Here is a 14,753-nt window from a genome sequence, read left to right on the forward strand (position 1 = left end):
TGGCTGTCTGACAGGTTCACGCGCCGATCGTGCGGGTGCCGGACGCTTCCTGTCAAGTGAAGCGAAAGGACCGCGTTCACTCCCCTCTCTTGAGTGAAAGCGAGCATCCGGCCGCTGATTCTGTCTTTTGGCGCTCTTCCCGGCCGCACGTGCTTCCGTCACCATGGACGGCATGGCGGAGACGATGACACCGGCTGAGACCCTGCAGTCGGACCTGATCGACCTGACGGACGTGCCTCTGGCCGCATTAGGAAAGGTGCCTTTGGAGCCGACCGCGCTGGCCGGCCTGCTGGGCGGGCTGGGTGCCTCCCCCGCTCCCCTGTGCGAGGGCAGGATGGCCGCCCTGTGCGGGATCACTCCCTGGCCGTCCACCGGTGCGCCGCATGACAGTTGAGCGCGCCTGAGAGGTTCCGGCTGCCGCTGTCGACCCTCACCGCGGTCGCCACGGGGCGGGTCGGCGACGCCGATCTCGCCCTGCTGCGATCGTCCCAGCGCAGCCGGCTCCTGCTCGCCCTGGCCGCGATCCTCGCCCACCGCGAGGAAGCCGCGAAGGCACCGCGGCGCGACGCCGAGGGTCCGACGCGGCCGGCCGCGGCCTGGGACGTGCTCGTCCATGTCCAGCGCCACGACCCCTCGGCCGTCGAGGCCGTCCTCGCTGACCCCTGTGTCGGCTCATGGGCGTTTCCGCTGCTGCGCAGGCTCCGCCACGGCGCGGCGGCGGCCGGCACGCGGGTGCCGCACTGGGCGGAGGCGTCGCTGTTCGCCGCGCTGGCGGGTGCGGCCGCCGTCCGGGCCGGGGTGCGTGCCACCGTCCGGATCCCGGCCCATCACGGACGGGTGTGGCTGCCGTCGCTGGGTGTGACGGACTCGGTGGGCCGTGGCCCGTGGGCGGTGGCGACGCTCGAGCACGGGCCCCATGGCACGGTCGTCTTCGGCGGTCAGGGGTCCGTGCGGCTGCCGGACGATCCGGCACGCCCGGCCGACGGCTGGCATCCGCTGCCCCGGCCCGGCGGCTCCGGTGGGCCGTACGGCGAAGGGTCCGTCACGCTCGACCATCTCAGTCCGTTCCGCGACTTCCGCTCGCTGGCCGACCCGGTCGCGCTGTCGCCGCACACGCTGGAGCGCTGGCACGAGCTGCTCGCCGGCAGCGACGCGCTGCTGCGCCGGGACCAGCCCGAGGCGCATCGCCTGGTGGCCGGCGCCCTGCGCACCATCGTGCCCGTGGACGGCCCGAGCGCGCTGCAACCCGTCAGTGCGACGGTCCCCGACGCGCACGGCGCGGTCACGATGTCCCTGCCGCTGGACGCGGCGGCCATGGCGGCGATCCTCGTCCACGAGGCCCGCCACCAGCTCCTGAGCGCCCTCGCCGACCTCACCCCGCTGTTCGTCCCCGTCCACGAGGGTCCCGAACCCACCTACTTCGCGCCCTGGCGGGCCGATGCCCGGCCGCTGCGCGGACTGCTGTTCGGCGCCCACGCCTTCACCGGTGTGATGTCGTTCTGGCTGACGCAGCGCACCGCCGACCAGGACCGCGCGGAGTTCGAGTCGGCTCTGCACCACCGGCAGGTGCGGACGGCCCTCGCCCAATTGCGGAACGCCGCCGGGCAGCTGACACGCGCGGGCGGGCTCGTCGTCGAGGGGATCGCCGCGTCCTTCCACCGGCACGGCCCGCTGGAGCCCGTCACGACGCCGCCCCGCCGGCTGGCCGAACTCGCCTACGACGACGAGCAGGCGGCATGGCGGGTGGCGCATCTCACGGTGGATCCCGAGGAGTCCGCGGCCCTGGCCCGCCGGCTGCTGGCGGGCCGGCAGCCGCCCGCGCACCTGCCCCCGGCCCGGATGCGCCCGGCGGCGAGCCGTGCCGCGCACCCCTCCGGCGGTCAGGCGCCCCGCACCTGGCTGGCTCGCCTGCGGTGCACCGACGATCGGGCGTTCTCCGCCGCGCGACGGGAACTGGGGCAGCCGCACGCTTCCCCGGCCGCGGTCAAGGACGCGACCCTCGGGGACGCCCTGCTGGTGGCCGGCGACACGGACGCGGCCCTGGACTGGTTCCGCCGCCGGCCCGCCTCGGTCCAGGCATGGATCGGGGCCGGTCTGGCCCACCGGGCGTCCTCCGCCCGGCTGCTGCGGCAGCGCCCCGAACTGGTCCTGGCCCTGCACCACGCGCTCCGGGACCTGGGCGCGGACCCGCCGGCCGCCGAGGAACTGGCGGCCTGGCTGGACTCGCGCCCCACGCCCGCGGGCTCAGATGCTCAGGGCGTCGATGTCGCAGTTGGCCCGGATGCCGTTGGCCGCGTCCCGGGTGGCCTGGTGATCGACGCCCAGCACGCGGCGGAATGAGGCGAGGGCCTTCTCGTACTGCTCCTTGGCCTCCACGGTCTGGCCCAGGCCCTTGAGGTCGTAGGACAGATTGAGCCGGACGGCCAGCGTCGACGGGTGGTCCTCTCCACGGGACTCGACGCTCTGCCGCAGCAGTTCCACGTCGATGTCGTGGGCCCGGCGCACCTCGCCCAGCGCGAAGTGGTCGCTGGCCAGGTTGGTCCGGGCGAGGATGGTGCGCGGATGCCGTTCGCTCAGCACCCGGCTCAGCCCGCTCACCGCCTCCTCGTCCAGCGCGCGGGACTCCTCGATCTGCCCGAGCAGCCGCAGGGTGACCGCCAGGTTGGTGGCGGTGGCGTAGGTGTGCGGGTGTTCCGCGCCCAGCTGCTCGCGGGTGTGCGTCATGGTCTGCCGCCCGAGCGCGGCGGCTCCGGCCAGATCACCGGTCTGCCGCAGGTCGGTGGCGTGGTTCAGCGCGGCGCGGGCCGTGTCGAGGGACCTCTCGCCCCGGGTGCGCCGCAGCACCTCCAGGACCTTGGACGACAGTTCCAGGGCACCGTGGTGGTCCCCTGCCTTGCGACGGGTGACGGACAGCTCACGGGTCACCCACACCGTCAGCGAGTACTCGTCGCCGAACATCTGCACGGCCCGCTCCCGCAGCGCCTCCTGACCCTCCAGAGCCGCCTGGAACCGGCCCAGCTCCTGCATGTCGATGTAGAGCTGGTGGAGGGTGTTGAGGGTGAGCAGGTGGTCGTCGCCGAGGACCTCCACCCGGCGCTGGTAGGTGTCCTCGTCCAGGCGCAGCGCCTGTTGCAGGTCGCCTGCCAGGCGCAGGCTCACGCCGTAGTTGTGCGCGACCTCCAGCGTTCCCGGATCGTCGGGGCCGAGTTCCCGCAGCGTCGTCTCGTAGGCCTGCTGGTCCAGTTCGCGAGCCCGGTAGAAGTCGCCGCGGGTCCGCAGGACGAGGGCGAGGAAGCTCAGGGCCCGTTGGGTGGCCTCATGGCTCTCGCCCAGCACCCGGCGGCACCGTTCGACCAGTTCCGACTGGACCTCGTAGGCCTCCCGGTAGCGGCCGAGCCAGCGCAGGGCCTCGGCGCGCACCTGGTCGATGGAGATCACGTGCTCGTGGTCGTCCCCGAGCAGGCTGCGCCAGCGCCCGGCGGCTTCCTCCGCCGCTTCCAGCGCGGGCTCGTTGTCGCTGCGGGCGAGCAGGAAGCGGGCCTCGTTGAGCACGAGTTCGCGGACCCAGCCCTCCTGGCACTCGACCATGCCGGAGGCCCGGACGTGCGGCAGCAGCGCGGAGTAGCGGGGCCAGGTGCTGGAGCGCTGCGGATTGCGGGGGTCGGAGTGGGCGAGGATCTCGTGCGCGCAGTGGCGCATCTCGGCCCGCTCATGGCTGTTCATCTGCTCGATGAGGACGCGCTGCACCAGACGGTGGACCTGGATGGTCGACTTGCGGTGGTCGATGCGGGCGAGGGCGTAGCGCCCGATCTCCCGTACCGCCCTGGCCAGCTTGATCGGGTCGTCCAGGGCGGAGCGCAGCGCCTCGGGGGCCGCGACGCCGCGTACGGCGGAGAAGAAGTCCCAGTCGATCGGCTCGGGCGCGAAGAAGGCGCAGACCTGCAACAGCTGAAGAGCGGCCGGGTGGTCTTCACGCAACCGGTCCAGGGAGACGTTCCAGGCGGCGGCCACCGGAAGGTCGTAGTCGGCGGGCGGGTCCACCTGAAGGAGTTCCGCGTACTTGGTCTCGAAGAGATCGAGATACTGGTGGACGGGCATTCCCGTCTCCGCGAGCCAGACCGCGGCCTGCTCCACGGCCAGGGGCAGGTCGCCGAGCGAGTCGGCGAGTCTGTCGGCCGCGTCATCAGGAATCTCCGGACTGCGTCGTTTGATGAGCGCGACGCTTTCCTCACGTGCAAACACATCGACCTCTAGGGAATTGGCCAAACTCGACCACTGGGCATTACGGGACGTGACCAGCACTCGCCCGGGCCCGTCGTTGGGGAAGAACTGCCTGACCTCATGCGGGTTCTCCGCGTTGTCGAAGACCAGGAGCCAGTTCGAGTAGGGTTCTCCGACCCGCAGGGCCTCCAGCACAGCCGGTACGGCGCTTCGGTCGGCGCCGGCCCGCAGGTCCATCTGTTCCCCGAGTTCGATGAGGGACTGCACGATCAGGTTGGTCTGTTCGGCTGGAATCCACCAGATGAGCCGATAATCGCGACTGTGGCGATACACGTGTTCGATGGCGATCTGGGACTTCCCGACGCCCCCCATACCGTGCAGGGCCTCGGGAAGGACGGCCGTCGTCCCCTCGCTCAGACGCCTGTTCAGTTGCTCCAGAAGCTCTTCGCGTCCCGTGAAATTGCGGTTCCGTTGCGGAACACTCCCCCACAATCGCGGCGGCACATCCGTACGAGTGACGGTCGGGACGGGCTGCGACGCGGTGGACACGGAACCTCCTGGTGCTTCGTGCGACGGGACGGACTCCTGCTCGGGTGAGTCAGGAGGCGGCGAGTGCTCGCCAACCGTAGTAGATACATCACCCTGTGTCACACCGACGGGTGTGGAGGGGTTCTCGGGTTCGCTCAGCAGCCGCCTGAGACGTCCGGCGCGGGCCAGATACGGCCCGGCCAGGGCGGAGAGCGCCGAGTGCAGGGGGCGCACGAAAGGGCGGGTGCGCTCGGTGACCGGCGGATCCGCGGCGTTCGGACGCCATTCGACGAGCCGTTCCCCGCCCGCGATCGCGGTGGCGAGACGCGGCCCGAGATGCGAGGCCACCTGGCGCAGCACGCCCATCGTCTCGGACCGGGAGCCGAGGCCCAGCAGTTCCTCCCGGACCCCTTCGTCGAAGTCGTAGGAGACCTGCCGGTCGTCCTCGGCGTCGACGTGCTGGTCGGTTCGGTGCAGCAGGCCGAACAACACGATCTCGGCGAGATTCCACGCCTCGGCACCCGGCAGGGACCTCTGGATGAGCCGCATGACCGGCAGGTTGAGTGGGGCGGCGGCCAGCCGGCGCGCCAGGGCCACCGCGGTCGGCGATGCCTTGGCCATGAAGTTCCTGACGGTGTCCCGTGCGCGCGTCGCCGGGATCTCCGACCAGGGCAGTGCCTCCTGCCGGAGCACTCCCAGGTCTCCTCGCGGGCTGGTGAGGAGCACGGCGGCCTCGTGCCGGCGGCCGGACGCCGCCACCAGGCGCGCCCAGCGCCCGAGCGACCCCGGCGACATCTCCAGCACGGGAACCGGCACGGCCTGCTCGGCGTGGGCCGCCGCTCGCGTGCCGAGGCCCATGCCCGGGCCGCTGGTGCCCAGGACGCGCAGCAGCCGGTTCGGGGCGGCGGCCGCGACCGTGTCCAGTTCCGCCCTCATCGCGGTCGGCAGGGTGAACTCCCAGACCTCCTGCGGCATCAGGCTGAGTACGGCGGTCGGGGAGATGCGGGCGGCCGAGCTCAGGAACGCCGCCGCGTTGCCGTTGCGCCAGGCCTGGGCGAAGCCGTCCGTCACCACGAGGACGACGTCGTCCGGCCCGCTGCCGACGGCGGGCGCCCGGCGCCGATGGCGGCGCACCACGGAGCCGGCGGCGGCCACGTCCACCGGGGCCACGGTGATGTGCCGGAAGGCCGCCGTCTGTTCCAGCACTCCGCGTAACTGGCGGATGGTGCTGGTCCACAGCTCCATCGACGGCGAGCCGTCGATCAGCAGGACGAGGCCCAGCCGGCGCTCCTCGGGCTGCCGGCAGACCGGCAGCCACAGTCCGTCCGCGGCGATCCGGTCCGCGGTCGCCTCCTCGTCCAGCTCCCACGCGTCCGGTTCCGGGCGACGCAGCCGCAGTGGCCGTAACGCACGGGCCAGGGCCAGTCCGCCCCGGGGCAGGGGCACGGCAGGGGCGGGCTCCGGCTCGAGCCGCCCGTGGTCGTCCGGTTCGGCCCGTCTTTGCGGCGGCCCGTCCCCGCCCCTCTCGGTGTCGCCCGTCGGATCGCCGCCGCGCGGACGGATCGCCGGTTCGGCCGCCCCGGTGCCCGTACCGTCCGGCGCGGCGCCGTCGGGCCCGGTTCCGGTTCCGGAGCCGCCCGGATCGGTGCCGTTCCGCTCGGCGTCCGTCGGCATCGGGGCCGGTCGTTCCGGTTCGGGGACGGGGGACGCGGTTCCGTTCCCGTTGACACGCTGCGTCCGGCGACGGCCCGTGGACCGGCGGCCGGTCCGCGGGGGTGACCAGCCACGGTAGGGTGCCGCCGCGTCCTGGCAGGCGGCCAGGTACACGGCGTCCCGGACGTCCAGCCAGGAGACGCCGCTCACCGGTGGTTCGTCGGCCGAGTGGGTCATTCCGGCCTCACCGGCGGTGCCGTCCCGTCGAGTCGGTGCCAGATCGCCTCGGTGAGGCCCAGCAGTCCTTCGTCGTCCCCGGACGGGCGTGAGGCGGCCAGGTAGAAGGAGTTCAGCAACTGGTCGATGGACAGTCCCCCGCGCTCCCGGCTGCGCCTGAGGAAGTCGGCGATCAGGGTGCCCGCCCTCTCCTCGGCCAGTTCGTCACCGAAGTGGGCGGCGGCCATGGCCGCGAGGTCCTCGTCGCCCGGCTCGGGCATCTGGAGCAGCAGGCACCGGCGCAGGAACGCGGGCGGGAACTCCCGTTCGCTGTTCGACGTCATCACGACCACCGGAAAGGCACGGCACCTGACCACGCCCGAGGCGATGTCCGCCTCCCCGTCCGGATCGTCCGTCTGCACCCGGACGACGGGGCTGCGGCGCCGGGCGCGGCGCAGCTCCGGAATGGTGAACGTGCCGTCCTCGAACACGCTCAACAGGTCGTTCGCCAGATCGAGGTCGCTCTTGTCCAGTTCGTCGATCAACAGGACGCGCGGCTCCGCGTGGGGCAGCAGAGCCGTGCCGAGCGGGCCGAGCTGGATGTAGTCGCCGATGTCCGGCGGGGACGTGCGCGCCGGTTCGGCCCCGGACGTGTCACCGGCCGCGGCGCGCAGCGCGGCGGTGTCCTGGATCCTGCCGATCGCGTCGTACTCGTACAGCCCGCGCTGGAGGGTGGTCCGGCTGGTGATGTGCCACCGCAGCACCCTCCCCAGCCGTAACTCCCGGCTGATCCGGTAGGCGAGGCTCGACTTGCCGGTGCCCGGCCGCCCGCTGACCAGCAGCGGACGCCGCAACAGCAGGGCGGCGTTGACCAGGTCGGCCTCCATGTGCGCGGCGCGCGGCGCGTATCCGGCGGGCTGGTGGCCACCGAGTCGGCGTACGTTCTCCTCCTCGTCGTCCGGCGGCGGGTCCACCACGGGGCCTCCGTCGAACGCCCGCCAGGGCGGGGGCGGCGGAAGCAGTTCGCCGAGCGTCGTGTCGTGCAGCGGCTCACCGCTGCCGCGGTAGATCCACCAGCGCGGCCGCCCCGAGGCGCCGGCCTGCGGCCGGAACCCCTGATGCGGCAGGGACGAGTCGTCAGGTGGCGTCACCGGCCCTCCTCCACGACCGTGGGCGCGGCCTCCTGGCTGCTGCGCGCGGGTACGACCGGCAGACGGTCGGGGTCGTCCCACAGCAGAGCCACATGACGGCCGACAACAGCGTTCTCCTCAGGATCGCGGTCCGCGGCGGCAATCCGCAACGCCTTGACCACGCCCGGCAACCCTCGCAGATCATGGCGCGCGAGCAGATCGCGCAACTGAGCGCGAAAGGCGGTGTCCGCGGGTCCCCTGCGATCCCAGAGCACCACGGGTACCCCTGCCCGCAACGCCTCCCCGAGCTCATCCGTGCGTCCATGCGCCCCGGCGGCCCTCCGTGCGCTCCCGGGAGCCGAGCTCAGGACGACCACGGCCGGGGGCGGATCGGACAGCAGGTGGGCTCTGCCGTCCTCCGGGAACCAGTGGACGCGTCCCGCGTTGCCCTCGCTGAAGACCCGCCATCTGCTCCCCCAGCGGCCGTGCAGGTCGCGCCGATCGTGACGGTCCAGACTGCGCAGAACGACGTGATGTTCCTCCCCCAACACCCCACCCACTCCTTGGAAAGCCGTCTTGCGCCATCGTTCCACGCGCAGGTCCAGCAAAGCACGCGGAAGGACGAACTCGACCGCGATGTCCGTCTTCAGATATCCCCAGTCGCTCTCCGCGCGATGGATCAGTTCGCGCACGGCGTTCTCGGCGTGTCCCAGGGCGATGCGCCGGTCGGTGCCCCGCTGCTGGTGCCCGGGCTGCACCCGCCACCAGTAGGAGAGCAGGACGTCCGTCGGCCGTTCGGAGTCCAGCAGCGGCCGTAATCGGATGACCAGGTAGCTCGTGGGGCTCCACACATCCGTCCGGCGGGACTCGGAGGTCTTCCCGGCCGGCTCGTCGCTTATGCCGCATTCCGGCGGGCCGAAGTCATGCGCGTCCGCCCAGTCGGCGAGCGCGAGGTGCTGCCCGCCGTCCGCGACGAGGGCCAGCTGCCGCAGGACCTGGAAGCAGGGAAGGCTCTCCCCCGGGCGGGCGTTGAGCGTCGCGGCGTGCAGAAAGACCGACCAGGGTTCGGTGCAGTGCGCCGGCGGGAGGGAACGCCCCCGGCCGTGCAGGAAGTCCGCGTACCAGCGGCGCAGGTCGGGCACGCGCACGCCGTCGAGCAGCAGGAGGACCTCGTTCCACTCCTCGGCGGTGAACAGCTCGACCTCCCAGGCCGCGTACGCCGCCTTCAGTCGCTGGATCACCGTCGTGTTGCCCTCGCGCACCTCGAGATGGCGCACCAGCGGAGCCAGCCTCTCCGGCCCCTCGCACATCTCCTCCATCAGCTGCACGAGCACTGCTCGGCGGCCGCTCGGCACGGTGCTGTCCACGGCGGCCCGACTGCGCCGGCCGAACCGGCGGATGACCTGCCCCAAGGCCGTGGGGTCCAGCATCGAGCAGGCGTCCTCGACCACGTCGACCAGGTATCTGGGCAGCTCGCGCGGCTCGTCCCCGACCAGCTCCTGCGTTTCAGTCATCCAGGCCCCCCGCGGCCGGCTGTGCCGAACAGCAGATCCGGTCCAGCACGGCCACGGCCTGCTCGGCCGACCTGGAGCCCGCGCCCAGGGCCAGCACGGCGGCCCTCAGCGCGGCGCAACCGCCGCGGTGGTCCACACAGCTCTGGACGAGTCCTTGCAGGTTCTGGCGGGGCCAGGGATGGTCCGGCGCCGCGCGCCGGACGGGGGCCGGCAGCTGTGCCCGCAGCAGCCGGCCGCTGTCGTGCCCGATCTGCGGCACGTCCAGCAGGGCGTCGGCCAGTTCGTACTGCTCCTCGACGGAGGGCGGGTCGCAGACCGGGGCGGGGGCGGCGGGGACGGCGGCCGCCAGCGGCGGCCACAGCCTGGTGACCGCCTCCACGGGCAGCATCCAGGCGACCTTCGCCGTGCGGTCGGTGAGGGCCGCGGTGACGATGCCGACCAGACGCCGGTCGGCCGGGTCCCAGACCCCCGCCCCGCTGAAGCCCCTCTCGACCGGCGCGCCGGTCATGTGCAGGCCGTCCAGCTGCACCCAGTCCGGGCAGGCCCCGCCCCGGCCGGCCGGGCGCGCCGTCGCGACGAGTCCCGCCGGCGCGCCACGGGGGTAGCCCACGATCGCGACCCGTCTGCCGTCCGTGGGGCTGTGCGCGGCCACCGGCAGCGGGCCGGCGCCCCGCGGAAGCCGGTGCCCGCCGTCGTGGAGCGCGAGAACGGCCAGGTCGCCCCGGTCGGTCAGTAAGGCCCCCGGAGGAGGGCTGTCGAGCGGCGGCGGTGGTGACCAGGCCTCCGTGAGGACGTCCGCCCGCGCCGACCATCCGCGACCGGGAAGGTCGACGACCAGGTACCCGGCGCCCTGCCGCGCTTCTGGGCGTGCCCCGTCGTCCAGCCCGAGGGCAGCCGTGACCACATGCGCGCAGGTCAGTACGCACAGCCCGGCGCCGGCCGGCGCGACCAGTGCCCCGGCGCCCCAGACGGCGCCGTCCTCGGAGAGTATCCGGACTTGCCCTCCCTCTGGCCCCACAGTGATCGTCTCCCCCATACGTCACGCATGTGCCCGAACCCGTTCCCTCAGTGTAAGAGGGCGTTCCTCTTCGGTTTTCGGTCGTGCGCCGTGGGATTGCGGGGCCGCGCCGCTCCGCGCGGTCAGGCGCTGAGCGTGCCCGTGCCCAGCAGGCCGAACAGCAGCACGCCGACGATGATCCGGTAGAGCACGAAGGCGTTGAAGGAGTGCTTGGCGACGAACTTCAGCAGCCAGGCGATGGAGGCGTAGGCGACGACGAAGGAGACGATCGTGCCGACGGCCAGCGGCGCGGCGCCCACGCCCGCGCCCAGGGCGTCCTTCAACTCGTACAGGCCGGCGCCCGTCAGGGCCGGGATGCCGAGGAAGAAGGACAGACGGGTGGCGGCGACGCGGTCCAGGTCCAGGATGAGCGCGGTGGACATGGTGGCGCCGGAGCGGGAGAAACCGGGGAAGAGCAGGGCGAGGATCTGCGAGGTGCCGACCAGCATCGCGTCCTTGAAGGACGTGTCGTCCTCGCCGCGCTTGTGCCGGCCCATCTGGTCCGCGCACCACATCACACCGCTGCCGACGATCAGCGAACCGGCGACCACCCACAGGGAGGCCAGCGGGCCCTCGATGAGGGGCTTGGCCGCGAGGCCCACCGCGACGATCGGGACGGTCGCGTAGATCACCCACCAGGCGAACTTGTAGTCGTGGTGGTAGCGCTCCTCCCGGTTGGTCAGGCCGCGCAGCCAGGCGGAGACGATCCGCACGATGTCCTTGAAGAAGTACACGAGCACGGCGGCGATGGCACCGACCTGGATGACGGCGGAGAACCCGACCACGGAGTCGTCGTCGACCGGGATGTCCATCAGCCCCTCGGCGATCTTGAGGTGGCCGGTGGAGGACACGGGGAGGAACTCGGTCACCCCCTCGACGACTCCGAGGACGACGGCCTGACCGACGGAGATGGCGCTCATGGGATCCAGTTCTGGGAAGAGTTGGTCGACAGTGTTGTAGACGGTCCTTGCGTTGCAGACACTCTTACTACGCCAAAGTGAAGTCCCGGTGACCTGCGATCACAGGGCGTGTGACATCCAGACTCCGGCGAAGGCGGCACCGAGGCCCGCCACGACACTCGCGGCGGCGTTGGCGGCAGCGTAGAGCCCGGCGCCGGTCTCGGTCAGCCTCAGGGTCTCGTAGGAGAACGTCGAGTACGTCGACAGGGCGCCGCACAGGCCGGTGCCCAGCAGCAGCTGCACGTGCGGACCGGCGGAGACGGCGCCGGTCAGCAGCCCGAGGATCAGGCAGCCGGTGACGTTCACCACGAACGTGCCCCAGGGGAAGACCGAGTCGTGGCGGGACTGCACCGCGCGGTCGGTGAGATAGCGCAGGGGGGCGCCGACCATGGCTCCCACGGCCACCAGCAGCCAGTTCACAACGACTTCTCACCCTTTCTGCGGGTCGCGGAGGTCACCGGCGCCGGCTCCGGGGGCGCCTCCGCCGTCGTGTCCGCGGCCGACATACCGGATGACCTCGCAGTCGTCGAGGATGACCAGCCCCTCGGTGACCAGCTCGTCCAGCTGCGGCAGAAAGGCCCGCACCCGCTCCTCGGTGTCGACGATCACGACCGCCACGGGCAGGTCCTCGCTCATCGACAGCAGCCGCGAGGTGTGGATGAGGGAGGACGCGCCGAAGCCCTCCACGCCCCGGAAGACGCTCGCGCCGGCCAGGCCGGCGGCGTGCGCCCGGTGCACGATCTCCGAGTAGAGCGGCCTGTGGTGCCAGGTGTCGTTCTCACCGATGAAGACGGTCAGGCGCAGGGCGCTCCCGGTGAGCCTCGTCATGGCTGCCTCCACTTCAGGACCCGGCGCGCCGCCGTCACGGCGAGCCACACCGCCCCGAGCGCCGCGCACAGCGTCGCGGCGAGGTAGGCCAGGCCGGTGCCGGCGTGGCCGGAGTCGGTCAGCTTCTGGATGTCGACGGCGTAGGTGGAGAAGGTGGTGAAACCGCCGAGCACGCCGGTGCCGAAGAAGGGGCGGACCAGGCGGTGGGCGGCCCATACGTCGGTGATGACCACCATGAAGACGCCTATCACCGCGCAGCCGACGACGTTGGTCCAGAAGGTCGCCCAGGGAAAACCGCCGGGCGGCGTCGGCCACCACAGCGAGGCCGCGTAACGGCCGAAGGCGCCGAGCACGCCGCCGAGCGCCACCACCGCGACGACCGGCGCCTGGGCGCGCCAGGCGTGCCGCCGCGCCGAGCGCCCGGTCCGGACACTCAGGCTGTCGGTCTCGGGGGCTGTCATCGTCGTGCGTCTCCTACTCGCCCGGGCCCTGCGGACACGCGGGGCCGCTGCCTTCGCAAGTAGGGACCGTTGGCGGCGAGGGTGCCGCGGTTCGGGTACGGCGGGCCCCACCGCCGCGCCGCGAGGGTGACCGCGGCCGGGCAACAGCGTAGCTGCGGGCAGCGGGGCGGGGCACGCCGAGGGGGCCCGGTCGAGGTCACCAGCCCTTCTCGAACAGGCGGGCCACCTCGGCGATGCGGAACTCGTCGCGCCGGTAGTAGGTGCGGCGCCGGATCCGGCGGGTGCGCAGCAGGCCGAGGTCGGCGAGCAGGGCGAGGTGCGTCTCGGCGACGCGCCGGGGTATGCCGAGGGCGGCGGCGACGGCCTCGGCGGTCGCGCCGTGCTCGGCCGGGTCGGTGCGGCGGCCGCGGTGCCGTGACCGCCGAGGGGGGACGTGCGCGGCGGGGTCCTTGAGCCACTCCAGGATGACCAGACGCGTCCGGCCGGCGGGAGTCCTCAGCATCTCCGCCTCCTGTCGTCGAGGCCGTCCCGTCCTGAGGTTTTCCCACTGTGGGGCGGACCGACCCGTCGTGTCCGGGACTCGACGGCCCTTGTCCGGTACCTGACGGAGCGCGGCGGCCCCGTCCGGGCCGACGGCGGCCCGGACGTACGGCGGCCGGGCCCGGACGTACGACGGCCCGGCCCGGATCGGCGGCAGCCCCCGCCCGGACGGCGGTCGCCGATCCATGCACGCGCATGCACCGCACTACCATGCGACCTATGGGAGCGAACGCGGCCGAGGCCCGGCTGGAGGAGCAGTGGCGGGGCATCCTGTCGGTGCATGCGCGGACGATGTGCGAGATCGACCGCGTGCTGCATCCGCACGGTCTCGGCGCGAGCGACTTCGAAGTGCTCGACATCCTGGCGTCCGGGCCGGACGGGACCGCCGAAGCGGTCGGGGCGGCCGAGGAGCGGCACCATCACCGGGTGCACACCCTCGCCGACCGGGTCCACCTCAGCCAGAGCGCGCTCTCCCGGCTCCTCGGCAGGCTGGAGAAGGACGGGCTGGTCGAACGGGCGGTGTGCACCAGGGACCGGCGCGGGGTGTGGGTCTCGCTGACCCGCAAGGGCCGCGACCTGCACGCCGAGGTGCTGCCGCTGCAACGCGCGGTGCTGGCACGCACGCTGGGCGGCGACCGGTGACGACGGGACGGCGCGCCCGTCTCTGCCCGTCCCGTGCCCGCTCGGTCCCGCCGGTCCTGCAGCCCCGCGAGTTCTGCCGAGTTCCTGCTCGGCCGGCCCGGGTCCTGCTCAGCCCTGAGGCCGGGCCAGCAAGGTGCGTACGCCCTCCGAGGTGAGCGTCAGTCCGTGCGGGGAGCTGGCGTCTATGGTGAGCGACAGGTCCTCGGCGGGCCACTGGGAGGCCAGGGCTCCGAGCGGCACCAGCCGGTAGCGGGAGACGAAGGGCAGCAGCTCCGACATCTCCAGTTCCGAGGTGAACACGGGCACCACCGGCACTCCGCCCGGCTGCTCCAGGACCGGCAGCGCCACCGCCGACGGGTTGGTGGCCTCCTCGTCGCTCACGTCGTCGGGTACGGGGATCAGCACGTCGCTCCCGGCGAGCGCGTCCAGTGCCGCCGTGTCCTCGGCGTTCTCGGCGAGCACGTCCAGCGCCCGCTGGGCGAGCGTGGGGGTGTTGTCGTGCGCGGGTGTGTCCATGGCAGATTCCCTGGTCGCGGCGGTCGTGCGGCCCGCCCGGAGGTGGTCGTGACGCCGGCCCCCGGTACGGCCCTGGTCGCGTACCCGACCACAGGCGGCGCAATCGTCCCGGCACGGGAATCCTCCGGACCCCCACGAAAGCGTCGCAGGCGGTCGCACACGGGTGGCCTACCCGCCCAGGCGGCACCGGGAGGTGAGCGACGCGCCGCGACGGATACCCGGTATGTCCTGGTCATACGGATTCGCTTCCGCGTCCGAAGGATGCGCATCCCATCCGGAGAGGGAGAAGGAACCGGACCGCTGAGGGGCGTGCCCGCACGCCGTCGGGGCGTGCGGACCCTATTCCACGCGGGTCGGGCATCCGGCGGGCTGCCCGCGGGTGCGGGCCCGGAGTGGTGTATCGTCCCGGACAGGGGCTGCGCCGCGAACCGTTCGGCGCCGGGGACGGACATTTCAGACTGCGAGGGGGGCGACGGGCGATGCACGGC

At 72.6% G+C, this 14,753-nt stretch carries 13 protein-coding genes; 3 read left to right on the forward strand and 10 right to left on the reverse strand.

Going from position 1 to position 14,753, the window contains the following annotated elements:
* Positions 1-172 precede the first annotated feature (172 nt).
* On the forward strand, positions 173-394 hold the full coding sequence (locus ABZ484_RS29080) for a hypothetical protein (RefSeq protein WP_358868892.1): 222 nt from the start codon (positions 173-175) through the stop codon (positions 392-394).
* Entirely contained in the window at positions 391-2,340 is a 1,950-nt protein-coding gene (locus tag ABZ484_RS29085; protein ID WP_358868893.1) for an HEXXH motif-containing putative peptide modification protein, read from the forward strand. The genes ABZ484_RS29080 and ABZ484_RS29085 overlap by 4 nt, the downstream gene beginning before the upstream one ends.
* Here the strand turns inward: ABZ484_RS29085 and fxsT are convergent.
* The 9 genes from fxsT to ABZ484_RS29130 form a co-directional block, all read right to left on the reverse strand.
* Positions 2,245-6,639 carry an FxSxx-COOH system tetratricopeptide repeat protein gene (fxsT, locus tag ABZ484_RS29090; RefSeq protein WP_358868894.1) on the reverse strand — a complete coding sequence of 1,465 codons (4,395 nt, stop codon included), beginning with the start codon at positions 6,637-6,639 and terminating at the stop codon, positions 2,245-2,247. The genes ABZ484_RS29085 and fxsT overlap by 96 nt on opposite strands.
* Positions 6,636-7,745 (reverse strand): AAA family ATPase, encoded by a 1,110-nt coding sequence (locus tag ABZ484_RS29095; protein WP_358868907.1) that lies wholly within the window; start codon positions 7,743-7,745, stop codon positions 6,636-6,638. The genes fxsT and ABZ484_RS29095 overlap by 4 nt, the downstream gene beginning before the upstream one ends.
* A gap of 20 nt (positions 7,746-7,765) precedes the next feature.
* A complete protein-coding gene (locus ABZ484_RS29100) occupies positions 7,766-9,262 on the reverse strand; it encodes a hypothetical protein (RefSeq protein WP_358868895.1) in 1,497 nt (498 codons plus the stop codon).
* Positions 9,255-10,280: a trypsin-like peptidase domain-containing protein gene (locus ABZ484_RS29105; RefSeq protein WP_358868896.1), complete on the reverse strand. Its 1,026-nt coding sequence runs from the start codon at positions 10,278-10,280 to the stop codon at positions 9,255-9,257. Before ABZ484_RS29105 ends, ABZ484_RS29100 begins: the two co-directional genes overlap by 8 nt.
* A gap of 122 nt (positions 10,281-10,402) precedes the next feature.
* Entirely contained in the window at positions 10,403-11,239 is an 837-nt protein-coding gene (locus tag ABZ484_RS29110) for an undecaprenyl-diphosphate phosphatase (protein WP_358868897.1), read from the reverse strand.
* Between the two features lie 99 nt (positions 11,240-11,338).
* Positions 11,339-11,698, reverse strand: coding sequence for a fluoride efflux transporter CrcB (crcB, locus tag ABZ484_RS29115; protein ID WP_358868898.1), 360 nt, complete (start codon positions 11,696-11,698; stop codon positions 11,339-11,341).
* 9 nt (positions 11,699-11,707) lie between these two features.
* Positions 11,708-12,106, reverse strand: a complete 399-nt coding sequence (locus tag ABZ484_RS29120; RefSeq protein WP_358868899.1) for a DUF190 domain-containing protein — start codon at positions 12,104-12,106, stop codon at positions 11,708-11,710.
* Positions 12,103-12,567 (reverse strand): CrcB family protein, encoded by a 465-nt coding sequence (locus tag ABZ484_RS29125; protein WP_358868900.1) that lies wholly within the window; start codon positions 12,565-12,567, stop codon positions 12,103-12,105. Before ABZ484_RS29125 ends, ABZ484_RS29120 begins: the two co-directional genes overlap by 4 nt.
* A 196-nt stretch (positions 12,568-12,763) precedes the next feature.
* Positions 12,764-13,069, reverse strand: a complete 306-nt coding sequence (locus ABZ484_RS29130; RefSeq protein WP_358868901.1) for an ArsR family transcriptional regulator — start codon at positions 13,067-13,069, stop codon at positions 12,764-12,766.
* Positions 13,070-13,326: 257 nt separating this feature from the next.
* Between ABZ484_RS29130 and ABZ484_RS29135 the strand changes: the two genes are divergently transcribed.
* A complete protein-coding gene (locus tag ABZ484_RS29135) occupies positions 13,327-13,749 on the forward strand; it encodes a MarR family transcriptional regulator (protein ID WP_358868902.1) in 423 nt (140 codons plus the stop codon).
* Between the two features lie 108 nt (positions 13,750-13,857).
* Here ABZ484_RS29135 and ABZ484_RS29140 read toward each other — a convergent pair whose 3' ends face one another.
* Positions 13,858-14,265, reverse strand: a complete 408-nt coding sequence (locus tag ABZ484_RS29140) for an SseB family protein (RefSeq protein ID WP_358868903.1) — start codon at positions 14,263-14,265, stop codon at positions 13,858-13,860.
* Positions 14,266-14,753: the final 488 nt, after the last annotated feature.

This window comes from Streptomyces sp. NPDC006393, from assembly GCF_040628575.1.
In the GTDB taxonomy this organism is placed as follows: Bacteria; Actinomycetota; Actinomycetes; order Streptomycetales; family Streptomycetaceae; genus Streptomyces.